The sequence below is a fragment of the Kitasatospora sp. NPDC052896 genome (assembly GCF_044547075.1).
GTDB lineage: Bacteria > Actinomycetota > Actinomycetes > Streptomycetales > Streptomycetaceae > Kitasatospora.
Genome location: NZ_JBITZU010000001.1, coordinates 264832 through 285255, shown reverse-complemented (window position 1 = coordinate 285255; position 20424 = coordinate 264832). Strand labels below are relative to the sequence as shown.

20 protein-coding genes and 1 tRNA gene are annotated in these 20424 nt (G+C 73.0%); 15 read left to right on the top strand and 6 right to left on the bottom strand.

What is annotated here, in order from left to right; translation table 11 throughout:
• Nucleotides 1-34: 34 nt before the first annotated feature.
• Together ACIGXM_RS01310 and ACIGXM_RS01305 are read left to right on the top strand one after the other, a co-directional pair.
• Entirely contained in the window at nucleotides 35-1624 is a 1590-nt protein-coding gene (locus tag ACIGXM_RS01310) for a CehA/McbA family metallohydrolase (protein ID WP_396555570.1), read from the top strand.
• 172 nt (nucleotides 1625-1796) lie between these two features.
• A complete protein-coding gene (locus ACIGXM_RS01305) occupies nucleotides 1797-3992 on the top strand; it encodes an alpha-N-acetylglucosaminidase (RefSeq protein ID WP_396555568.1) in 2196 nt (731 codons plus the stop codon).
• 64 nt (nucleotides 3993-4056) lie between these two features.
• On the opposite strand, the gene ACIGXM_RS01300 is transcribed toward ACIGXM_RS01305, so the two are convergent.
• Nucleotides 4057-4458, bottom strand: coding sequence for a YccF domain-containing protein (locus ACIGXM_RS01300; protein ID WP_396555566.1), 402 nt, complete (start codon nucleotides 4456-4458; stop codon nucleotides 4057-4059).
• Between the two features lie 231 nt (nucleotides 4459-4689).
• Between ACIGXM_RS01300 and ACIGXM_RS01295 the strand changes: the two genes are divergently transcribed.
• From ACIGXM_RS01295 to ACIGXM_RS01270, 6 genes are all read left to right on the top strand, one after another.
• Nucleotides 4690-4869 (top strand): hypothetical protein, encoded by a 180-nt coding sequence (locus ACIGXM_RS01295; RefSeq protein ID WP_396555564.1) that lies wholly within the window; start codon nucleotides 4690-4692, stop codon nucleotides 4867-4869.
• Nucleotides 4870-5129: 260 nt separating this feature from the next.
• Entirely contained in the window at nucleotides 5130-6014 is an 885-nt protein-coding gene (locus ACIGXM_RS01290) for a helix-turn-helix transcriptional regulator (RefSeq protein ID WP_396555562.1), read from the top strand.
• A 251-nt stretch (nucleotides 6015-6265) separates the two neighbouring features.
• Complete coding sequence (locus ACIGXM_RS01285) at nucleotides 6266-7015, top strand: AAA family ATPase (protein ID WP_396555560.1); 750 nt, start codon at nucleotides 6266-6268, stop codon at nucleotides 7013-7015.
• Nucleotides 7012-8025 (top strand): AvrD family protein, encoded by a 1014-nt coding sequence (locus tag ACIGXM_RS01280; protein ID WP_396555558.1) that lies wholly within the window; start codon nucleotides 7012-7014, stop codon nucleotides 8023-8025. The genes ACIGXM_RS01285 and ACIGXM_RS01280 overlap by 4 nt, the downstream gene beginning before the upstream one ends.
• Nucleotides 8022-9041 (top strand): beta-ketoacyl-ACP synthase 3, encoded by a 1020-nt coding sequence (locus tag ACIGXM_RS01275; protein WP_396555556.1) that lies wholly within the window; start codon nucleotides 8022-8024, stop codon nucleotides 9039-9041. Before ACIGXM_RS01280 ends, ACIGXM_RS01275 begins: the two co-directional genes overlap by 4 nt.
• A 48-nt stretch (nucleotides 9042-9089) precedes the next feature.
• Nucleotides 9090-9317: an acyl carrier protein gene (locus tag ACIGXM_RS01270; RefSeq protein ID WP_396555554.1), complete on the top strand. Its 228-nt coding sequence runs from the start codon at nucleotides 9090-9092 to the stop codon at nucleotides 9315-9317.
• A 35-nt stretch (nucleotides 9318-9352) separates the two neighbouring features.
• Here ACIGXM_RS01270 and ACIGXM_RS01265 read toward each other — a convergent pair whose 3' ends face one another.
• The gene (locus ACIGXM_RS01265; RefSeq protein ID WP_396555552.1) at nucleotides 9353-9793 is read right to left on the bottom strand and encodes a nuclear transport factor 2 family protein; all 441 of its coding nucleotides are present in this window, start codon (nucleotides 9791-9793) and stop codon (nucleotides 9353-9355) included.
• A 94-nt stretch (nucleotides 9794-9887) separates the two neighbouring features.
• Here ACIGXM_RS01265 and ACIGXM_RS01260 point away from each other — a divergent pair, with 94 nt between their 5' ends.
• The gene (locus tag ACIGXM_RS01260; RefSeq protein WP_396555550.1) at nucleotides 9888-10871 is read left to right on the top strand and encodes a GlxA family transcriptional regulator; all 984 of its coding nucleotides are present in this window, start codon (nucleotides 9888-9890) and stop codon (nucleotides 10869-10871) included.
• Nucleotides 10872-10954: 83 nt separating this feature from the next.
• Here ACIGXM_RS01260 and mug read toward each other — a convergent pair whose 3' ends face one another.
• From mug to ACIGXM_RS01245, 3 genes are all read right to left on the bottom strand, one after another.
• Entirely contained in the window at nucleotides 10955-11539 is a 585-nt protein-coding gene (gene mug, locus ACIGXM_RS01255; protein ID WP_396555548.1) for a G/U mismatch-specific DNA glycosylase, read from the bottom strand.
• A 64-nt stretch (nucleotides 11540-11603) separates the two neighbouring features.
• Entirely contained in the window at nucleotides 11604-12797 is a 1194-nt protein-coding gene (locus tag ACIGXM_RS01250) for a phosphatase PAP2 family protein (protein WP_396555546.1), read from the bottom strand.
• A 334-nt stretch (nucleotides 12798-13131) separates the two neighbouring features.
• Nucleotides 13132-13620: a YajQ family cyclic di-GMP-binding protein gene (locus ACIGXM_RS01245; RefSeq protein ID WP_396555544.1), complete on the bottom strand. Its 489-nt coding sequence runs from the start codon at nucleotides 13618-13620 to the stop codon at nucleotides 13132-13134.
• Between the two features lie 195 nt (nucleotides 13621-13815).
• Here ACIGXM_RS01245 and ACIGXM_RS01240 point away from each other — a divergent pair.
• Nucleotides 13816-13896: transfer RNA gene (locus tag ACIGXM_RS01240), tRNA-Tyr, on the top strand.
• Between the two features lie 475 nt (nucleotides 13897-14371).
• Here ACIGXM_RS01240 and ACIGXM_RS01235 read toward each other — a convergent pair.
• Nucleotides 14372-15724 carry a hypothetical protein gene (locus ACIGXM_RS01235; protein WP_396555542.1) on the bottom strand — a complete coding sequence of 451 codons (1353 nt, stop codon included), beginning with the start codon at nucleotides 15722-15724 and terminating at the stop codon, nucleotides 14372-14374.
• Nucleotides 15725-16190: 466 nt separating this feature from the next.
• Between ACIGXM_RS01235 and ACIGXM_RS01230 the strand changes: the two genes are divergently transcribed.
• The 5 genes from ACIGXM_RS01230 to ACIGXM_RS01210 all read left to right on the top strand — a co-directional run bounded on the left by ACIGXM_RS01230 (nucleotide 16191) and on the right by ACIGXM_RS01210 (nucleotide 20346).
• Nucleotides 16191-16709: a universal stress protein gene (locus tag ACIGXM_RS01230; RefSeq protein WP_396555540.1), complete on the top strand. Its 519-nt coding sequence runs from the start codon at nucleotides 16191-16193 to the stop codon at nucleotides 16707-16709.
• A gap of 11 nt (nucleotides 16710-16720) precedes the next feature.
• Nucleotides 16721-16945, top strand: a complete 225-nt coding sequence (locus ACIGXM_RS01225) for a hypothetical protein (protein ID WP_396555538.1) — start codon at nucleotides 16721-16723, stop codon at nucleotides 16943-16945.
• Between the two features lie 346 nt (nucleotides 16946-17291).
• Entirely contained in the window at nucleotides 17292-18116 is an 825-nt protein-coding gene (locus ACIGXM_RS01220) for an SDR family NAD(P)-dependent oxidoreductase (protein WP_396555536.1), read from the top strand.
• Between the two features lie 62 nt (nucleotides 18117-18178).
• Nucleotides 18179-18256 (top strand): 50S ribosomal protein bL37, encoded by a 78-nt coding sequence (locus tag ACIGXM_RS01215; protein ID WP_396557314.1) that lies wholly within the window; start codon nucleotides 18179-18181, stop codon nucleotides 18254-18256.
• Nucleotides 18257-18465: 209 nt separating this feature from the next.
• Nucleotides 18466-20346: an APC family permease gene (locus tag ACIGXM_RS01210; protein WP_396555534.1), complete on the top strand. Its 1881-nt coding sequence runs from the start codon at nucleotides 18466-18468 to the stop codon at nucleotides 20344-20346.
• The last annotated feature ends 78 nt before the right edge of the window (nucleotides 20347-20424 follow it).

The window sequence follows — 20424 nt, the reverse complement described above, 5'->3', positions numbered from 1 at the left end:
GGGCGCCGGCCGCCGCGCCGAGCGGGAGGTCGCCATGTGCGCGAACGAGGACTGCCTGCACCACCCATCCGACGAGTTACCCGAGCCGACCCCGCTGCTGGACCGTCGGACCCTGCTGCGGGCCGGCTCGGCGCTGGGCGCCGCGACCGCCGTGACGCTCGCTCCGCTCTCCTTCGCGGCGGCCGCCACCCCCGGTGGCAGCGCCACCCGGCAGATCTCCGGCCAGCTCCCCACCGGCGCCGCCGACTTCGTCTACCTGCCGGTCGAAGTCCCGGACGGGGTACGGGAGATCGCCGTCTCCTACAGCTACGACAAGCCTGACGTGCCGGCCGGTACCCCCGGCAACTCCTGCGACATCGGCGTCTTCGACCAGCGTGGCACCGACCTCGGCGGCCCTGGATTCCGCGGTTGGTCGGGCGGGTTCCGGACGTCCTTCGCGATCAGCCGGGGCGACGCCACCCCCGGCTACCTGCCCGGCCCCGTCGGGGCGGGCACCTGGCACGTGGTGCTCGGCCCGTACCAGGTGGCACCGCAGGGCCTCGACTACCAGGTCCAGGTGACCCTGCGGTTCGGCGACCCAGGGCCGGAGTTCACCCCGCACTACCCGCCGGACCGGGCCCGTGGCCGGGGTCGGTCCTGGTACCGCGGCGACTGCCATCTGCACACCGTCTACTCGGACGGCCGTCGGCTGCCGGCCGAGGTGGCCGCCGGCGCCCGGGCCGCCGGGCTGGACTTCATGGTCTCCACCGACCACAACACCTCCGCCTCGCACGGGATCTGGGGCCCGCTCGCCGGCCCCGACCTGCTGATCATCACCGGTGAGGAGGTCACCACCCGCAACGGCCACTGGCTGGCGCTGGGTCTGCCGCCCGGCGACTGGATCGACTGGCGCTACCGCGCCCGGGACGACGCCTACCCGCGCTTCGTCCGCCAAGTACAGGGCGCCGGCGGCCTGGTGGTGCCGGCCCACCCGTACTGCCCGTACGTCGCCTGCCAGTGGAAGTTCGGCTACCAGGGCGCTGACGCGGTCGAGGTCTGGAACGGCCCGTGGACCTACGACGACGAGTCGGCGGTGGACAGTTGGGACTCCCGGCTGGCCGAGGACCTGCGCCACGGCCGGCCCTGGCTGCCGGCGTTGGGCAACAGCGACGCGCACAGCGTGCCGCAGGTGATCGGGCTGCCGCACAACGTGGTGTCGGCCGACGACCTGACGCGGGACCAGATCATCGCCGGGCTGCGCGCCGGGCGGAGTTGGATCGCCGAATCCGCCACCGTGCGACTGGAGTTCACCGCCACCGGGAACGGCCGGCAGGCCGGCATCGGGGAGCGGCTGACCGTCCCGGCCGACGCGCCGGTGGACGTCCGGCTGGTGGTCTCCGGAGTGCCGAACGGCACCGTGCGGTTCGTCACCGACGAGGGGCAGCTGCACCAGGAGTCGCTGCCGGCCGGTGGCGGCGGAACGGTGGTCTGGCGCACCACCGCCTCGCTGGCCGGTTACGTACGGGCCGAGGTGCGCCACCCGAGGAGCGACGGCACTCCCGGTCAGGGCAACACCATGGGACCGGACCTGCCCTGGGGTCCGATGGCGGCGCTCACCAACCCGATCCTGCTGACCATCGGCTGAGCTGCTGATCGGTCCTGTCCACTGGTCGGTCCGTCTGCTGATCGGTCTGTCTGTCGATCCGCCTGTCCACTGATCGCTCTGTCCGCTGATCGGGGGGCGGCTCTGGTACAGCGAGGTGAAGCCCGCCGCGCGCCGGAGCCGCCCCGGCGCGGCGGGCGGCAGGGTGGGCGGCATGCCGCACCGCCGCCCGCTCCGACCCGCCGCCCTCGTCCCGGCGACCCTGGCCGCCCTGCTCGGCGCGAGCCTGGCCACCCCGGCGCGGGCGGACGCCGCCTTCGACGTCGCCCCGGCCGCGGCGAGCCTGACCCGGCTGCTGCCCGACCGCGCCGCGCAGTTCACCCTCGTCCCGGCCGCCGCCGGGCCGACCGGTGCGGACTTCTTCACGCTCTCCGGCCCGGCGGGCGCGATCCGGGTGACCGGTACCACGCCGGCCACCCTGCTGACCGGCGTGGGCTGGTACCTGGCGCACGTCGCCGGGGTGGACCTCGGCTGGCCCGGCCAGAGCACCGGACGGCTGCCGGCCACCCTGCCCGCGGTGCCCGGGCCCATCACCCGTTCGGCCGCGGTGCCGCACCGCTACGCGCTCAACGACACCGACGCCGGCTACTCCGGCGCCTACCGCGACCTCGCCGCCTACCAGCACGAGATCGACCTGCTCGCGCTGCACGGCGTCAACGAGGTCTTCGTCCAGGTCGGCGCCGAGTACCCGTACTACCGGGCGCTCCAGGGCTTCGGCTACCGCCCGGACGAGCTGCGCTCCTGGATCCCGGCGCCGGCGCACCAGAGCTGGTGGCTGCTGCAGAACCTGAGCGGCTTCGGCGGCCCGGTCTCCGGGCAACTGCTGCGCGCCCGGGCCGCGCTCGGCCGTCAGGTCGCCGACCGGCTCCGCGCGCTCGGCATGACCCCGGTGCTGCCCGGCTTCTACGGCACCGTGCCGCCCGGGTTCGCCGCCCGCAACCCCGGCGCCCGGACCATCCCGCAGGGCGACTGGGTCGGCTTCCAGCGTCCCGACTGGCTGGACCCGGCCGGCCCGGTCTTCGGCCGGCTGGCCGCCGCGTACTACGCCGCCCAGCGGGCCGCGTTCGGCGACAGCACGGTCTACAAGATGGACCCGCTGCACGAGGGCGGCCGGGAGCAGGGCGTCGACCTGGGCGCGGCGGCCCGCGCCGTGCAGGACGCGCTGGAGAGCGCCCACCCGGGCGCGGTCTGGGCCATCCTCGGCTGGCAGGACAACCCCGCGCCCGCCCTGCTGGCAGCCGTCGACCGCAGCCGGTTGCTGGTCCTGGACGGCCTGTCCGACCGCTACGACACGCTCGACCGTGAGCGCCAGTGGGACGGCACCCCGTACGCCTTCGGCGCGATCGACAACTTCGGCGGGCACACCAGCCTGGGCGCCAACGCCGAGGTGTGGGCGGCCCGGTTCCCGCAGTGGCTGGGCCGGCCCGGCAGCCGGCTGGCCGGCCTCGCCTACCTGCCGGAGGGCACCGGGAGCAACCCGGCCGGCTTCGAGCTGTTCACCGAACTCGCCTGGCAGCCAGGCGGGTTGGACCCCGCTGACTGGTTCGCCCGGTATGCCGCCCGCCGCTACGGCGGTGCCGACCCGCACACCGCCGCCGCCTGGGAGTTGCTCCGCCGCGGGCCGTACAGCCTGCCGTCCGGCACCTGGAGCGAGCCGCAGGACAGCCTCTTCACCGCCCAGCCGAGCCTGACCGCGACCTCCGCCGCCAGCTGGAGCCCGCCCGTCCTGCGCTACGACCCGGCCACCGTGCGCGACGCGCTGGACGAGCTGCTCCGGGCCCCCGCCGAGCCGCGGGCCACCGACGCCTACCGCTACGACCTGGTGGACGTCGCCCGGCAGGCGCTGACCAACCGGAGCCGGGTGCTGCTGCCCGCGATCGCCACCGCGTACGGCGCCCGCGACCTGGCCGGCTTCCGTGCCCTGGTGGCGCGGTGGAACGCGGACGAGGCGCTGCTGGACCGGCTGGTCTCGGCCGACCCGCGCTTCCTGCTCGGCCCCTGGCTGGCCGCCGCCCGCTCCTGGGGCGCCACCCCGGCCGAGCGCGACCAGCTGGAGTACGACGCCCGCTCGATCCTGACCACCTGGGCCGGCCGCACCCCCAGCGAGGCCGGGGTGCACGACTACGCCAACCGCGAGTGGTCCGGCCTGGTCCGCGACCTCTACGCGCCGCGCTGGGCCGCCTACTTCGCCACCCTGGACGCGGCCCTGACCACCGGCACGCCCCCGACCCCGATCGACTGGTTCGCCCACGACGACGCCTGGGCCCACCGCACCGATCCCTACCCCACCACCCCGACCGGCGACCCCCTCGCCCTCGCCACCGAGGTCCGCGCGACCCTCGACGAGTGACGCGCCGTCATGGCACGCCGTCATGGGCCGCCGCTGGCACGTCGTCCGGTGCCGCCGGCCGTGCTCAGCGGCCGGCGAACCCCCGATCACTGGGGACGATCTCCCGGCCCAGCGGCATCAGCGAGACCGGGATCAGCTTCAGATTCGCCCAGCCGAACGGGATTCCGACGATGGAGACGAACAACGGGATGCTGGTGGCGATGTGCGCGAGCGCCAACCACCACCCCGCGAAGACGAACCAGATGACGTTGCCGATCAGCGACGGCACCCCCGCGTCCGGCCGTGCCACGGTGGTCCGCCCGAACGGCCACAGCACGTAGCCCGAAATTCTGAAGCTCGCCACGCCGAATGGGATGGTAATAACAAGCAGGCAGCACACGATTCCCGCGATGGCATATCCAATGGCCATCCAGATGCCGCAGAGAACCAACCAGATCACGTTGAGGACGAAGTCGATCACCTTCATGGTGCAATCGTCCCATGCCCGGCACCCCCCAACCACTGCCGCGCTGTTGAACTCGAACGTGTGATGTCGGCCTGGTCGCAGATCAGTTGTCGGTGATCCGGCCGGCGCCGGACGCTCCCGGGTTTCGTTCACGGCTCTCGCCGGGTGGTCGAGGTCGGCTCGGCCTGGGCCGCTCCCCGTACCGAGGTGCGTGTGTGCGCACACACCAAGCATCGTGTGCGTGTACACGCAATGGATATCCGTCCAGCCGCTCCCTCCGCACCGAAAGCCCGCACCGAGCACAGCTGGACCCTGCCCGAGACCGACGAGCGGTACCTGCGCCTGTCCCGTTTCGAGGTCGCCGCCCTCGAGCCGTTCACCCCGGTCACCGCCGAGGAGGCCCTGGCCGCCTTCGAGGCGACCCGTCAGTAGTCAGGCCGGTGGCGGGGGGGGGGGGGGGGGGGGGGGGGGGGCGGCCCCCCCCCCCCCCCCCCCCCCCCCCCCCCCCCCCCCCCCGGCGGTCACCGCTGACCTGCGGTGACGGGCCGGGGGAAACCGGTCCGGCAGTTCGGCCGGGCAACTCGGTGGTATCGCGCCGAGCCCGTCCCAATGACTCCCGGGTATATTTCTACTTCTCGGTAGATATTCGCGCGCCGGTTTCTCCGGAAAGTGCCGAGGCTAGACTGAATATCATGGGAAACGTTTCGAGCGGGTGGAGTTCCTCGCGCACCAGGCGAGCGGAACTTCGGGACTTTCTGCGAAGTAGACGTGCCGCGCTCAAGCCGGAGGAGGTCGGCCTGTCCTCGGTCGGTCTGCGCCGCACGCCCGGCCTCCGGCGCGAAGAGGTGGCGGTGCTCGCGGGTATCGGGGTGTCCTGGTACACGTGGCTCGAACAGGGTCGGGACATCAAGGTCTCGCCGAGCGTGCTGGACGCGGTGAGCCGGGCGCTGCGGCTGGACGAGCCGGAACGCGCCCACCTGCACCGGCTGGCGGGGCTCCACTCGCCGCTGCCCCGTGGCGCCGACGCCGGTCGGGTCTCGCCCAGGCTCCAGCGCATCGTCGACCGCTGGATGCCCTTCCCGGCGAAACTGGTCGACCGTTACGGCAACATCCCGGTGTTCAACAGCGCGGCCGGCGAGGTGTTCGGGCTGGCCGACGGAAACGTCAACGAGGTGGTCCGCTTCTTCCTGGACGACGAGTGGCGGACCAGATTTCCGGACGCCGAGGCCGTCGCCAGCGAGTTGATCGGTTTCTTCCGGGCGCAGGCCGCGCGTTATCCGGAGGACCGTGGTTTCACCGAGCTGGCCCGCCGGCTGCGCGCCGAGAGCCCGATATTCGAAAGGCTCTGGCAGCGGCACGAAATCAGCCTGGCCCCCCGGGAGAGCAGGGTCGTCGAGCACCCCAGGTTCGGCCGGATGACCTTCGAGCACACCTCCCTGGAGCTCACCGAGGCCCCCGACCTCCGGCTCCACCTCTACGCGCCGGACCAGGAGACCGCGACGGCGACCAAACTCAAGTTCGCCATGCGGCAGTTCGAGATGCGGCGGTTCGATCGGTCGGACGATCGGGCGGCATGACTCCTCGACGGATCCGGGCCGTTCCTCTTCGTGGGGGCGGGTGACGCCACGTGCGTCGCCCGCCCCCGTTCCGTCCGTCCGGTCGCCGGCCCCCGGTGCCTGGTGGTCCTGGCACCACCATGATCCGACACTGCCGTCCCCGGGTGAGCGCGAACTAACGTCGGAGGCGGCGGCGGGACCGGCCCGCTCGGCGCGGATGCCGGGACCACTCGACACGTTGCCGTCCGACCACCCGGAATGAGGGTGCGAAGGTGAGGTTGTCAGTCTCGGGTACGTACTCCTCCGGCAAGACCCTTACGGTGCTGGCACTTTCGCACCTGACGGGCCTGCCGCGGACGGTCGCCAGGACGATGCGGGAGATCCTCCCCGAAGCGGTGCCGGGGAAGCCGCTGGCGGAGTGCACCTGGCCGGAGTTCCTCCAGTTGGTGATGCGACGTCACGTCGAGCGCGCGGTGCACGAGCGCCTGCTCGGTGACGGGTTCGTGTCCGACGGGTCCTCCCTGCAGGAATGGACCTACGGGACCCTGCGGGTGTCGGAGGGCGTCAACCCGACCGCCACGGCCCACCTGGCGGAGGGCGAAGCGGTGCCCCGGACACCGGAGACGGACTTCTTCGAGCAGGTGATGATCCAGTACGGCGTCGCGTTCAAGCAGCACGTCGCGCGGACCTACGACTGCTTCGTGCACCTGCGCGACGAGCTGCCGATCGTCGCCGACGGCCACCGCCCGATGAACGCGCGGTTCCGCCGGCGCTGCGACGAGCTGCTGCTGCGCACCCTCGACGAACTGGGAGTGCCGTACCACGTCGTCGGCGGCCCGGTCGAGCAGCGCCTGGAGCGCATCACCGAGCTGTTCGACCTGCCCCGGCTCATCCCGACGGCCGAGGCGGTCCGGCGGGCGCGGGCCGACTACGACCGGCAGGACCTGCGGCTCGAGACCGAGCGGATCCGCCCCGACCGACCAACGGAGAAGTCCAGCTACCACACACGGGGAGTGAGATGACCGGCACCACAGCAACGTCCGAGGTGTTGCACCGGGCCACGGTGGACGACTACCTGGGGCCCGGTGAGCGCCGCTTCTTCGGCGGCGGCTACCGGCGGGCCGAACAGCGCCTGGCGGACATCCGGTTGACGCCGGGGCCGGACGGCGGGGGCACCGGCAGCGCCCGGGCGTCGGTCGGCTACCCGCAGGACTGGTCCCGGAAGGGCGACGCCGACCGGGTTCCGCACCTCAGCAGCGTCGACGTGCTGCTGATCGCGGGTGAGATGGCCGAGCTCCACCTGACCCACGCGCTGGGGCTGGACCTGCGGCAGCGCGGCGAACTCCGCCTGAGACGGGTCCGGATCCAGGCCGGGACGAACCCGGTCGAGAAGGAGCTGGCCGACTTCCAGGTCCACGCGGCGGCCACGCCGCAGACCGAGCGGACCACGCTGGTGCACTGCCGGGTGGGCGCGCTGCGGGTGCGGTGCGAGGTCGAGCACCCGCCGCGCCCGGCCGTGCCCACCGTGGCACCGGCCCACCACCACCATCCCGACGCGCTGCTCGGCCCGGCCAGGCTGCGCCCCTTCGCCGCCGCGCACCGCACCAAGACGCAGCTCGTCGAGGACCTCCGGGTGGACCTGGCCGCCGGCCGGGCGACCGCGCTGGTCAGCACCCGTTCCACGGCGCCGGCGGGCCTGCCGGTCCAGGGCCTGGAGAGCTACAGCCACGGCGCGACCTCGATCCTCGACGCCTTCGTCGCCGGGATCCAGCTGGGCCAGATCCTGCTCTACGGGCTGGACTCGGTCAGCCGGGCCGAGAGCGACACGCTCTGGATGCGACAGGCCGTCCTGGAGATCGGCGATCCGTACCGGCCGGTGCGCCGCGCCGAACTCGCGGTCCGGCTGGCCGAGCCGCGGCTGCTCACCACCCGGAGCGGTGAGACCTGGCGGACCGTCGACGTCGTCGGGGAGCTCGAGCACCTGGGCTTCCGGTGCTCGGCGACCCACCGGTTGCCCGGCGGTGCGTCGTGACCCGCGCCGCCGTACTGCAGGGGATCGGCGGCATGGTGCCGCCGCGGATCGTCTCCAACGCCGAGCTCGCCGAGCTGGTCGGCGGCGACGACGCCTGGATCCGCACCCGGACCGGGATCCACCAGCGCCACTGGGCCGACCCCGGCACGGTGACCGGCGACCTCGCGGTGGCGGCCGGGGAACGGGCGCTGGAGTCGGCCGGAGCCGACACGGTCGACCTGGTGATCCTGGCGACCAGCACGCCCGACCAGCCGATGCCCGCCACCGCACCCGAGATCGCGACCAGGCTCGGCGTGGGCGCCCCGTGGGCCTACGACCTCTCGGCGGCCTGTGCGGGCTTCGTCTACGGCCTGGCCAACGCGGCGGGCGCGATCGCTGCCGGCACGGCGGAGCGGGTGCTGGTGATCGGGGCGGACATCTGGTCCACCCGGCTGAACCACGAGGACCGCGCCTCGGCGGTCATCTTCGGCGACGGCGCCGGCGCCGCCGTGCTCAGGGCCGGTGACCCGGCCGAGCCGGGCGCCTTCCAGGGCTTCGACCTCGGCGGCGACGGCCGGTTCAGGGAGTTGGGGCTGCTCGCGGCCGGCGGCTCCCGGCAGCGCTCGCACCGGGAGCCGCCGCGGGACGAGGACAACCTGCTCCTCCTGCGCGGCAAGGACATCTTCACCCACGCGGTGAAGCACATGAGCGCCTCCTCGGCCCGGCTGCTCCGGCGGGTCGGCTGGGAGGCGGCGAGCGTGGACCGATTCGTCGGGCACCAGGCGAACGTCCGGATCCTCCGGACGGTCGCCGAGCTGCTGGCGGTCGACCGCGAGCGGGTGCTGGTCCACCTCGACCGGGTCGGCAACACCTCGGCCGCGTCGATCCCGTTGGCCCTGACCGACGCGGCGGCCCGCGGCACGCTCGGCACCGGTGACCGGGTGCTGCTGACGGCCTTCGGTGCCGGGCTGAACTGGGGTTCCGCCGCCGTGAGTTGGCCGGACATCAAGGTCGCCCCAGTGCTCGGCGACCGGTAGCCGGTCCCTGTGGACACCACTCGACCGTCATCGAAAGGCGAAGAGATCATGAGTGCTGTTGCCGACCGCATCGTCGGAATCCTGGCGGAGAGGTTCTCGATGGACGAGGCCATCACCCCTTCGACCGGCTTCTTCGAGATCGAACTCGACTCCCTGGTGATGCTCGAACTCTCCGTGATCCTGGAGAGCGAGTACGGCATACGCATCCCCGAGGACGACCTCCTGGCGGCGGGCAGTGCGGACGCCGTGGCCGCGCTGCTGGAGGTCGGCCGCTGACGCCGCCGCCCGCCACCCCGCCGCCGGCTCCTCGGTCAGTCGAGGAGCCGGCGGTCGGCGGGGTCGATCGCCAGGTCGTTGATGCTGGCGTAGCGGCGGCGCATCAGGCCGTGCTCGTCGAACTCCCACTGCTCGTTGCCGTAGCTGCGCCACCACTGCCCGGGCGCGTCGTGCCACTCGTACTCGAAGCGGACCGAGATCCGGTTGCCGGTGTACGACCACAGCTCCTTGCGCAGCCGGTAGTCGAGCTCGCGCTGCCACTTGGCGCGCAGGAACGCGACGATCTCCGCCCGGCCGCGCAGGAAGAGGTCGCGGTTGCGCCACTCGGAGTCCTCGGTGTAGGCGAGGGCGACCCGTTCGGGGTCGCGGCTGTTCCAGGCCTCCTCCGCGGCCCGCACCTTCTCGCGGGCGGTGGCCTCGGTGAACGGGGGGAGGGGCGGTCGTTCGGTCGGTCGCTGGGTCGGTCGCTCTGTCATGGCTCGACTCTCGCAGCGCGGCCGGTCGCCCGGCCATGACCGGATGGACACCATGCCCACAGATCCGGCCATCGCCGCGGCCTATCCTCGAAGGATGACCAGCAGGCAGAGCCCACCACCCGCCCGGCGGCGACCGTTGGTCGCGGTCCTCGGCTACGACGGGGTCCGGCTGCTGGACGTCGCCGCGCCGCTGGAGGTGTTCGACACCGCCGGCGGGTACCAGGTGGTGCTCTGTTCGCCGGGCGGGGGCCCGGTCACCGCCGCGACCGGCACCGTCCTGGCGGTGACCGCCGACGCCTTCGCGGTTCGGGCGGACACCGTGCTGATCCCCGGTGCGCCGACCCTGCCGGACGGCCTGACCGGCCTCGCCGCCGGCGAGGTGCTGGCCGCCGCGGTCGCGCTGGCCGGCTCCGCGCGCCGGGTGGCCTCGGTCTGCACCGGCGCCTTCGTGCTGGCCGAGGCCGGTCTGCTGGACGGCCGCCGGGCCACCACGCACTGGCGGCACGCGGCCGCGCTGCGCCGGCGCTACCCCCGGATCACCGTCGAGCCGGACGCCATCTACGTCCGCGACGGCCGGGTGCTGACCTCGGCCGGCGTCACCGCGGGGATCGACCTGGCGCTGGCCCTGGTCGAGGAGGACCGCGGCCCCGAGGCAGCCCGTGAGGTCGCCCGTGACCTGGTGGTCTTCATGCAACGGCCGGGCGGGCAGTCACAGTTCTCGGTCCCGGCGCGCACCCCGCGGCCGCGGCACGACGCGCTGCGCGCCGTGCTGGACGCCGTCCTCGCCGACCCGGCCGCCGACCACTCGACCACCTCGCTGGCCGCCCTGGCCGGTCTGAGTGTCCGTCAACTCACCCGGCTGTTCCGGGCCCAACTGGACAGCACGCCGGCCGGCTACGTCGAGCTGGTCCGACTGGAGGCCGCCCGTGGGCTCCTGGAGGGCGGCGAGACGGTGGCCGGCACGGCTCGGCGGTCGGGGTTCGGCAGCGACGAGACGCTGCGCCGGGTCTTCCTGCGCCACCTCGGCGTCCCGCCGTCCGGCTACGCGGCCCGGTTCCGCGGAACTCACGTGCGGTAGGCGGAAGTTCAGGACGGGGTGCCGACCTGGACGATCATCTTGCCGGTGTTGGCGCCACCGAGCATCCCCTTCATGGAACTCGCCTACTCGGCCGGCAGCGCCTCGCGCAGCTCGCGGAACCGCTCGGCCAGCGCGTCCAGGCTGTAGTGCGCGTTGAGCCCGCTCGGGTTGGGCAGCACCCAGACCTCGGTACCGCCGGCCCCGCCGCCCAGCTCGTCCGGGAGCTGGTCGGCCGGCTGCCGCCCGATCCTCGCGCGCGGCCGGCCGAAGGCCGTCCGGTAGGCGCCGATCCCGAGCACCGCCAGCGCCCGTGGCCGCAGCCGGGTCACCCGTTCGGCCAGCGCGGCGCCGCCCTCGCGCAGCTCGTCCCAGGTCAGCTCGTCGGCCTTGGCGCTGGCCCGGGCGACCACGTTGGTGATGCCCAGCCGCAGGCCGAGCAGCTCCTGCTGCTGCTCGGGCCGCAGCTGGGCCGGGGTGAAGCCGGAGCGGTGCAACGCGGGCCAGAAGCGGTTGCCCGGGCGGGCGAAGTGGTGGCCGGTGGCGCCGGACCACAGGCCGGGGTTGATGCCGCAGAACAGCACCTGCAGGTCAGGGGCGGAGACGTCGGGGATGGTGACGTCCTGGGCGGCGGCGAGCTGTTCGGCGGTGGGGCGAGGAGAAGTGGGCACGCGTCCAGTCTGCCCGCCCGCCCCGCCACGGCCCCAGGGGGTGCCCAATTCCCGCAGGGGCCGCTCAGCGCCGTTTCAGCAGCTCACGTTCGTTCAACAGCACCGCGGGCTCGTCGTCCCCGCCCTCGTCCTCGTGCCCGGCCTCGTGCGCGGCCTCGTGATCCGTCGCCGTCCGCGCGGCCGTTCCGTGGGCCAGCTGCCGCAGCTCCTCCCGTCGGCCGTCGCCCTCCCCTCCGTCCACCGCCGCCTTCGCGGCCTTGCGGGCGGCCCGGCGGTCCAGCAGCCGGTTCAGCCCGAGGACGATCACGGTGGCGTACAGCCAGCCCATCAGGATGTCGATCACGAAGTGCTCGGCGCCGTACACCAGGCTGAACGCCATCGCCAGCGGGTACGCGACCAGCAGCACCCGCAGCTTCCGCCCGGCGGTGGGCCAGAAGAAGAGCGCCAGCATCATCGGGTAAGCGGCGTGCAGCGAGGGCATCGCGGCCACGTCGTTGTCGAACTGGCTGCCGTTCTCGAAGATCGATCCGGCCCGCGGCAGCCCGCTCTGCGTCAGCACGTCCGAGACGACCCGGGTGACGGCCGGGATGTGCCCGGCCTGGCTGGTCAGCCACGGCGGGTCGGCCGGGTAGAGGATGTACGTCGCGAACCCGGCGAAGGTCAGCGCCAGGTAGAGGGCCACCAGCCGGGTGAAGCGGTCGTGCCGCCGGCGCCAGAGCACCGCCATCACCACGAAGACGGTGAAGAAGTGCGACATGTAGACCGTGGTGACCACGTAGTCGTACCAGTGCGGGTGGCCGGGCGTGTACAGCCAGTGCTGCAGCCGTACGGTCCACACCTGCCCGAAGCCGACCGCGCGGTCGAAGGCCAGCTGCGGCGCCCAGTGCACGGCCCACGGCGTGTGCGCGCCGTACCCGCGCAGCAGCGAGTACGCCCAGACCGCCGCCATCACCGGTATCCAGTCGCGCAGCACCCGCAGCCAGCCGAACCGCCGGCCGCTGTGCACGGCGGCGGCGCTCAGCGCGCCGATCAGCCAGAGGAAGACCACGTCGTTCTGGTACGGCAGGCCGTTGTCGGCGATGTACCGCCAGAGCGAGTAGAAGTAGACCGGCCAGGCCAGCATCCGCAGGTACTGGGCCTTCTGGCGGGCGTAGGCCAGTCGGGCTCTCCACCCCGCGGCGGCGGGCTCGGTGGCACGCAGCGGCTCCGGCCGGATCGAGGCGGCCGACTGGCGAGCGGAGCGGAACAGGCTGGTCACCGGTGGCGTCCCCTTCACGAGGTCAGGTGGGGCGAGCCGGGTCAACGTAGCAGTGGATTCTTTAAGAATCACTGAGTACGGCACACCCATTTTTCGCGCACCGACCGACTTGGTCGGTCCCAGGGACCCTTGCCCTGCGGCGGGCCCGGCGGCGCGGCACATGCAATTCTCAGGAAACGCCGTGGCCGACCGGCCCGCCACAGCGGGCGAGGGCGCCGCGACCGCGCCGCCCTCCGCGCCGCCCTTGCCCAGGAACGCTCCCCGGCCGGCCGTCGGCGTCACCCTGGTCGCTACGCCGACCGGGGTAGCCGACCGTCAGAAGTTCAATCCCGGTTCACCGGTAGTTCACGAACTGGACGGCGAAATCCAGGTCCTTGCCCTTGAGCAGCACCTGCACGGCCTGCAGGTCGTCGCGGCTCTTCGAGGACACCCGCAGCTCGTCGCCCTGGATCTGCGCCTTGACGCCCTTCGGGCCCTCGTCGCGGATGATCTTCGAGACCTTCTTGGCGTCCTCCTGGGAGATGCCCTCCTTGATGGTCGCGAAGATCTTGTACTCCTTGCCGGACAGCTGCGGCTCGCCGGCGTCCAGCGCCTTCAGCGAGACCTTCCGGGCGATCAGCTTGGACTGGAGGATGTCGAGGATGGCCTTGACCCGCTCCTCGCCGTCGGCCTTCATCTCGATCTTGTCGCCGGTCCAGCCGATGGTGGCCCCGACGTTCTTGAAGTCGTAGCGGGTGGCGATCTCGCGGGAGGTCTGGTTGATCGCGTTGTCGACCTCCTGCTTCTCGACCTTCGAGACGATGTCGAAACTGGAGTCGGCCATCTGTGGTGGTCTCCTTGTGGTGTCGGCGGCATGGTCCCCGCACGTGCGGGGCAGGTCACGGGCCCAGCCTATCCAGCCCCACCCGGCCCCAGCGTCTTGATCATCGCGTGACCAATCGAGTGGCGGAGCACCCCCACTCATCAGGTATCGTTTACCGAGTCGAACGGGGCAAGGCCCCCGGGAGACACCAATCCTGGCTGGTTGCCCGAGCGGCCAAAGGGAGCAGACTGTAAATCTGTCGCGCAAGCTACGCAGGTTCGAACCCTGCACCAGCCACAGGATAGAGAACGGCCCCTGATCTGCGGAAACGCGGATCAGGGGCCGTTCTGTTGGGTGCTCCGGGTCCCGGGCGAGCAACGGGCTCGCTCGCCGGGCGCCTCGGCGAACCGCCCGTCCCGTCGCCTCCATGGCGCCGTCCGGGCACTTGGCACGGGCCGTCGGTCCAGGTCCGTACCGCCTGCCGGCCGAGCCGGCGACCAGGTCGGGTTCCCTCCCCGTGTCGGGAGCAGGACCGCGCACTTCCCGTCGGAGCGGAACGGGCCCGACCGGCCCCCAGGTCGGACCGCCAACTGCCTTCGGGCAACGAGGTCTTCGTCTCCCGGGGTGATCGGCCGCATCGGCATCGACACCCTCCCCGCGCGGCAACGGCGGTCCCCGAGAATCTGGTCTCGGGGACCGCCGTCACTCACGCCCGGATACCCGGATCACCCGGATCAACTCACGTCCCGGATCGACAGCATCGGGCCGCTGGTCAGCCCTGTGCCTTCGCGCGCCGGCGCTGGGCGTAGAGGACCGCGCCGGCGCCGAGCACGACGAGGGCTCCACCCACGCCGAGCAGGGCAGGGGTGTCACCGGCACCGGTGTAGGCGAGGTTGGCGGCGGCGGGCGTGGTGGTGTCGCTGGCGAGCGTGGTGGTGGTCGGGGCGGAGGGGGAGTCCGACGCCGGAACGACCGGCGCGGCGGACGTCTGGGTCGGGCCGGAGGCGGCCACGGGGGCCGGGGTCGTGGCGGAGGTGTCCGAGACCGGGGCGACCGGCTTGCCGGTCGTGGTGGTCGGCGAGGTCGGCGAGGTCGGGCCCGGCTGCCCGGTCTGGTCGCCGGAGGAGGGCGAGAGGGGGGTGCCGTTCACGGTCAGCAAGGCCTTCGCGTCGACGTCCACCGAGCCCTGGTTGGTGTCCGGGGTGAGGCTGAGCCAGTCGAGGAGGGTGGTCCCCGGCCCGGTGAAGCTGGTGAGCGAGAGCCGCAGCTTGTACTGGTGGCTCGCGCCCTTGGCGAGACCGGCGGTCACCGGCGGCAGCTGCCAGAGGGCGCCCGAGCCCGGGACCGAGACCCACCTGTCGTCCTGCCACACCTCCAGGCCGAAGGTGGCCTGGACCGGCTGGGTGGCGCCGAAGCGGAGAGTGGGGTTGATCGCCGAGTCGATGTCCGAGCCGTTGTTGGTCAGGATGAGGTCGGTCTCGAACGGCTTCTGGTACGAGACGGTGCCCGAGAAGTTCGAGAAGCTCTGGACGAGCGCACCAGCGGGGGCGGCGATCGGCAGCGTCACGGGGTCACCGTTGGTGCTGTCGTCCACGTCGTTCGCCAGGCTGAGCTTGAGGGCGATGTCATCCGAGGGGAGGGCGGCCGTCACACCGAAGGAGACCGACCAGCTGTAGGTCTCGTGGGCCGGCACCATGAAGGGCGACGAGGTCATGTGGTGGTCGGGCACGACGTAGCCGTGGAACCCGTCGTTCCGCCAGTTCGACTGGGCCCAGGTGGCCGGCGCGGAGATCGCCTTGGCGTCGAAGTTGATCCAGTCCAGTCCACTCGCGGGGGAGCCCACCGGCGTGGCGGCGACCGACGGGTTGAACGGCTGCGCCTGGTCGGAGTTGTTGGTGACGGTCAGCGTCAGGGCCTCGGTGCTGCCGCCGCGGGTCAGCGGGGTCACCGACGAGGGCGCCGACAGCTGGGCGACCAGGGGCTTGGCGTCGCTCTGCGCGGGAGCACCGGGGGCCGGGGTGGCGGCGAAGGCGGTCGCGGGTGCGAGCGCGGCGGTGCCGGTGGCGAGGACGAGCGCGGTGGCGGCCAGCAGGCGGGAGCGGCGAGCGAACGGGCGTGCGAGCATGGTGATTTCCCCCCGGAAATTCGTTGCGGATGAGCGCGGAGTCAGTGCGCTGCGAATGAGCGCGGGGTGACCCGCTGCTCGTTCGTGGGACTCGGCGGCTGCGATGTGAAGATCCTGTCAGAGGAATGGTTCGCCCACCATCCTGGAACCGTCACCGCCATGTAACAGCCCGTCCGGCACGACCTGACGCTTCGTCCGCTCCTCGGCGGGGCCCGGGACGTCGCGGGGCGGGGTCGACGGTGCGCAGCCTCCGGGCTGGGTCCATCCGAGCTGATCGTCTTCCCAACCGGCGCCCGCCGGGACTTCCGGCTCGCCCCGCCCCTTCGATTCCTGCTTCCAGCCGCCGTCAGAGCGGCGTTCGGAAGGCCGCCGTGGCCGTCAGGGAAGCGTCAAGGGCGCTTCACCGCCCGCGGTTCCCCGGTTTGCTGGAGGCATCGCGTCCAGAGCGACCAGGAGGAGGGCGGCCATGTCCGAGCAGCGGCGGATCGTCGTCGGTGTGAGCGGTTCGCTGGGGAGCCTCGCGGCGCTGCACCGGGCCGTGGCCGAGGCCCGCCGGACGGACGCCGCGCTGCTGGCCGTGCTCGCCTGGGTCCCGCCGGGCGGCGAGTACAGCTTCCGCCGCTCGCCCTGCCCACCACTGGTCTCGGCCTGCCGCGACGCGGCCGTCGAGCGGATGCTGGCCGCGGTGACGGAGGCGTTCCCCACCGGCGACCCGGGTGTCCCGCTGGAGTGCGTGGCGGTTCGCGGCGAGCCGGGCGTGGTGCTGGTGGGGGCCGCCGACCGGTCGGACGACCTGTTGGTGGTCGGCGCGGGCCGCCCCGGCCCGCTGTGCCGGCTGCTCCGCCCGTCGGTGACCTCCTACTGCGTGCGCCGGGCCGGCTGTCCGGTGCTGACCGTGCCACGGCTCGCGCTGCAAAGGGAGTTGGCCGAGGTCCAACGGCGCAACACCTGGCACCTGCCGCTCGAACCGGCCCCGAGTCGCTGAGTCGGCCGCCGATGAACCCCTCGGCCCGTCCCGCCCGCGGCCCGTTGATCGGCGGGGTCGGCTGGCTCTTCTGCAACGGGCTCGCGGCACACCGCCACGCCACGCTCGGCCGGGCCGGGCACGGCGTCGAGCCGTTGCGCATGGGCCTGTTGACGGGCGCGGCGCTGCTGGCCGCGCTCCCGGCCGTGCTGCCGCGCCGCCGGATCCGGGCCGGCCACCGGCACTGGGCGGGGTGAAGGGGCGGGGCCGGCGTCAGGGTTCTGTCAGGGGCGGCGCGTCGGACTTGTCCGGCCGCCCGCAATGTCCTTGGATGGAAGGCATGTTCCGCGTCGCCCGCCATCATGACCGCCCGCCGCATCCGCGGGCGCTGGCTGGCCTGCGCGCGCTGACCGAGGTCGCCCGCTGATCAGCCGGCGCGGTCACGCCAATCAGCTGGCGCGTCCAACTGCCTTGCCAGTTAGCTGAGTTGGCCACAGCTGTCAGATCCGGCACGACCGCGCCCGCGTCGAACGCGCGGCACCCTTCGGCGGTCCGGTGTCAACTCCGGTCCGCGTCAAACCACTTCACCCTTGGATGGGTTCGATGTCCGTCTCTTCCCCTGCCCTGCCCACCCGGGGCGCCCTGGTCACCGGTGCCTCCTCGGGGATCGGCTGGGAGACCGCCCGGCTGCTGGCCGAGGCGGGCGCCACCGTCGTCGTGCACGCCCGGACCGAACGGGAGGGCGTGGACGCCGTCGCCCGGCTCGTCGCGACCGGCCTGCCGGAGGACCGGTTCCACCTGCTGGCCGCCGACTTCGCGCGGCTCTCCGAGGTGGCCGGGCTGGCCGCCGCGGTCGCCGAGGCGTTCCCGGCGCTCGACCTGCTGGTCAACAACGCCGCGGTGATGGCGCCCGAGCGGTGCACGTTGACCGACGACGGCAACGAGATCTCGTTCCAGGTCAACTTCCTCGCCGCCCACCTGCTGGCGAAGCTGCTGCGGGCGCCGCTCGCCGCGGCCGGCGCGGCCCGGATCGTCAACGTCTCCTCCTCGCTGCACCGCACCGCCGCGATGAACTGGAACGACCCCAACCGGGTGCGCAAGTACTCCCGGGTCGCCGCCTACGCGCAGTCACAACTCGCGCTCACCATGGCCACCCGCGACATGGCGCCCGAGGACTCCGGGGTGACCGCGGTCAGCGTCAACCCGGGTCTGTGCGACACCGCGCTGCTGCCGCTGTACGGACGGGTCGGCGCACCGCCGGCCGAGGGCGCGGCGGCCGTGGTCCGGCTCTGCGACCCGCGCTTCCCGCTCACCAACGGCGCGTACTACGACGGCGGTGACATCGCGCCGACCGCGCAGATCGTGCAGGAGGAGCGCTCGCAGCGCCGGCTGGCCAAGCTCGCCGACCTGTTGGAGACCCGGGCCTGAGCGGGCTGACGGCACGGAAGCCCGAACGGGGAACACGGACCACCGAACGAGGAGGAGAGTCGATGTCCAAACGGGCCCGCAAGAAGAAGGACCGCCGGCGGAAGAAGGCAAACCACGGCCGCCGCGCGGGCGGCCGCTGAACGCTCCCGCGGGAGCGCCCCGGAGCGCCCCCGGCGCCGAGTGCCACCGGCGTCGGGGGCTTCACCACGCGCACCGCGCGGGCCGGTGGCCCGGCGTCAGAGCACCGTCAAGGAACCCCGGTCCGGCGTATCGAACGCGTATCGGGCGGACGGCGGTCCCGGAGCCGCGGAGACGATTCCACGCGTACCCGAGCGCGGAGGTCCGCCCGATGTCACCCACCCCCGACGAAGCCACCGGCCACGTCCTCACCGCGGACCCCGCGGCCGGCCCCGCCGAGCGCCCGGCCGCCGGTCCCGAGCACGACCGCGACCGCGACAAGCTCACCGCGCTGGGCGGCCTGGCCGCCCTCTCCCTCGACGCGATGGCCTCGGTGGCGTACGGCCCGGAGTCGATCGTGCTGGTGCTCGCCGCGGCCGGCGCCTACGGCCTCGGCTTCGCCCTCCCGATCACCGCCGCGATCGCCCTGCTGCTGGCGGTGCTGACCGCCTCCTACCGTCAGGTGATCGCGGCCTTCCCGGACGGCGGCGGCTCGTACGCGGTGGCCAAGACCCACCTCGGCCGGCGCACCGCGCTCACCGCCGCCGCCTCGCTGGTGATCGACTACATCCTGAACGTCGCGGTCTCCGTCACCGCCGGGGTGGCCGCGCTGACCTCGGCGTTCCCCGGCCTCTACGCCGACCGGGTCTGGCTCTGCCTGGCCGTGCTGGTCGTGGTCACCGCGGTCAACCTGCGCGGCATCGCCGAGTCGGCCCGCTGGTTCATGGCACCCACCGCGGTCTTCGTGCTGTCGATCATGGCGATCATCGTGGTCGGCCTGTTCCGCTCGGCGCCGGCCAGCACGGCGGCCGCCGCCGGCCACGCCTCGGTGCTGGCCGGCAACGCGACGAGCGTGGGCGCGCTGCTGCTGCTCAAGGCCTTCGCCTCCGGCTGCTCGGCGCTGACCGGGGTGGAGGCGGTGGCCAACGCCGTGCCGTCGTTCCGCGCGCCGCGGGTCAAGCGGGCCCAGCACACCGAGCTCGCACTGGGCGCGCTGCTCGGCCTGATGCTGATCGGACTGGCGGTGCTGATCGGCCGCTTCCACCTCCAGCCGGTGGAGGGAGTGACCCTGCTCGCCCAGCTGGCGGACGCCTCGCTCGGCCACGGCTTCGGCTTCTACCTGGTGCAGTTCGCCACCGTGGTCCTGCTCGCGCTGGCGGCCAACACCTCCTTCGGCGGGCTGCCGGTGCTGATGCGGCTGCTGGCCCGCGACAACCACCTGCCGCACGTCTTCGCGCTGCGCGCCGACCACCAGGTGCACCGGCACGGCGTGCTCTTCCTGGCGCTGGCCTCGGCGGTGCTGCTGGTCGGCTCGGGCGGCGACGTCAACAGCCTGGTGCCGCTCTTCTCGATCGGCGTCTTCGTCGGCTTCACGATCTGCCAGGTCGGCATGGTGAAGCACTGGTACCTGACCCGGGCGGCCGGCTGGCGGGGGAAGGCCCTGCTGAACGGCTTCGGCGCGGTGCTGACCGGGGTCGCGACCCTGGTGGTCACCGGCACCAAGTTCACCGAGGGCGCCTGGGGGATCGTGGTCGCGCTGCCGCTGCTGGTGCTGCTCTTCGAGGCGGTGCACCGGGCGTACGCACGGATCGGCGAGCGGCTGGAGCTGGGCCGGATCCCCGGCCCGGTCACCCGGCAGCGCTCGCTGGTGGTGGTGCCGGTGATGGGGATCTCCCGGATGACCAGGGACGCGCTCTCGGCGGCCGTCTCGCTCGGCGACGAGGTGCTGGCGGTGACCGTCGTGCACACCGAGCCGGACTCCGAGGACCAGCAGGCCACCGACGCGCTGCTGCGCGACTGGGACCTCTGGCAGCCCGGTGTGCCGCTGGTCCGGGTGCCGGACGCGCACCGGCGGCTCGGCCGGCCGCTGGTGGGCTTCGTCAACGAGCTCGGCGCCGAGCACGCGTACGACCGGATCACCGTGCTGATCCCGGAGGTCGAGCCGGTCCGGCTCTGGCAGCGGGCGTTGCAGAACCAGCGCGGCGCACTGATCGACCGGGCGCTGCGCCGTGGCACCGACGCGGTGGTCTGCCGACTGCGGCTGCGGATGTAGTGGCGCGCCGGGCCTCTCCGGCGGCCGGCCCCCGCGCGTCTGCCATTACCCAAGCGGCACGGACGCTTACGCTCCGCT

Coding starts and splice junctions, on each gene's coding strand:
- ACIGXM_RS01310 (WP_396555570.1), top strand. CDS start 35: ATGTGCGCGAACGAGGACTGCCTGCACCACCCATCCGACGAGTTACCC.
- ACIGXM_RS01305 (WP_396555568.1), top strand. CDS start 1,797: ATGCCGCACCGCCGCCCGCTCCGACCCGCCGCCCTCGTCCCGGCGACC.
- ACIGXM_RS01300 (WP_396555566.1), bottom strand. CDS start 4,458: ATGAAGGTGATCGACTTCGTCCTCAACGTGATCTGGTTGGTTCTCTGC.
- ACIGXM_RS01295 (WP_396555564.1), top strand. CDS start 4,690: ATGGATATCCGTCCAGCCGCTCCCTCCGCACCGAAAGCCCGCACCGAG.
- ACIGXM_RS01290 (WP_396555562.1), top strand. CDS start 5,130: ATGGGAAACGTTTCGAGCGGGTGGAGTTCCTCGCGCACCAGGCGAGCG.
- ACIGXM_RS01280 (WP_396555558.1), top strand. CDS start 7,012: ATGACCGGCACCACAGCAACGTCCGAGGTGTTGCACCGGGCCACGGTG.
- ACIGXM_RS01270 (WP_396555554.1), top strand. CDS start 9,090: ATGAGTGCTGTTGCCGACCGCATCGTCGGAATCCTGGCGGAGAGGTTC.
- ACIGXM_RS01265 (WP_396555552.1), bottom strand. CDS start 9,793: ATGACAGAGCGACCGACCCAGCGACCGACCGAACGACCGCCCCTCCCC.
- ACIGXM_RS01260 (WP_396555550.1), top strand. CDS start 9,888: ATGACCAGCAGGCAGAGCCCACCACCCGCCCGGCGGCGACCGTTGGTC.
- ACIGXM_RS01245 (WP_396555544.1), bottom strand. CDS start 13,620: ATGGCCGACTCCAGTTTCGACATCGTCTCGAAGGTCGAGAAGCAGGAG.
- ACIGXM_RS01235 (WP_396555542.1), bottom strand. CDS start 15,724: ATGCTCGCACGCCCGTTCGCTCGCCGCTCCCGCCTGCTGGCCGCCACC.
- ACIGXM_RS01230 (WP_396555540.1), top strand. CDS start 16,191: ATGTCCGAGCAGCGGCGGATCGTCGTCGGTGTGAGCGGTTCGCTGGGG.
- ACIGXM_RS01225 (WP_396555538.1), top strand. CDS start 16,721: ATGAACCCCTCGGCCCGTCCCGCCCGCGGCCCGTTGATCGGCGGGGTC.
- ACIGXM_RS01220 (WP_396555536.1), top strand. CDS start 17,292: ATGTCCGTCTCTTCCCCTGCCCTGCCCACCCGGGGCGCCCTGGTCACC.
- ACIGXM_RS01215 (WP_396557314.1), top strand. CDS start 18,179: ATGTCCAAACGGGCCCGCAAGAAGAAGGACCGCCGGCGGAAGAAGGCA.
- ACIGXM_RS01210 (WP_396555534.1), top strand. CDS start 18,466: ATGTCACCCACCCCCGACGAAGCCACCGGCCACGTCCTCACCGCGGAC.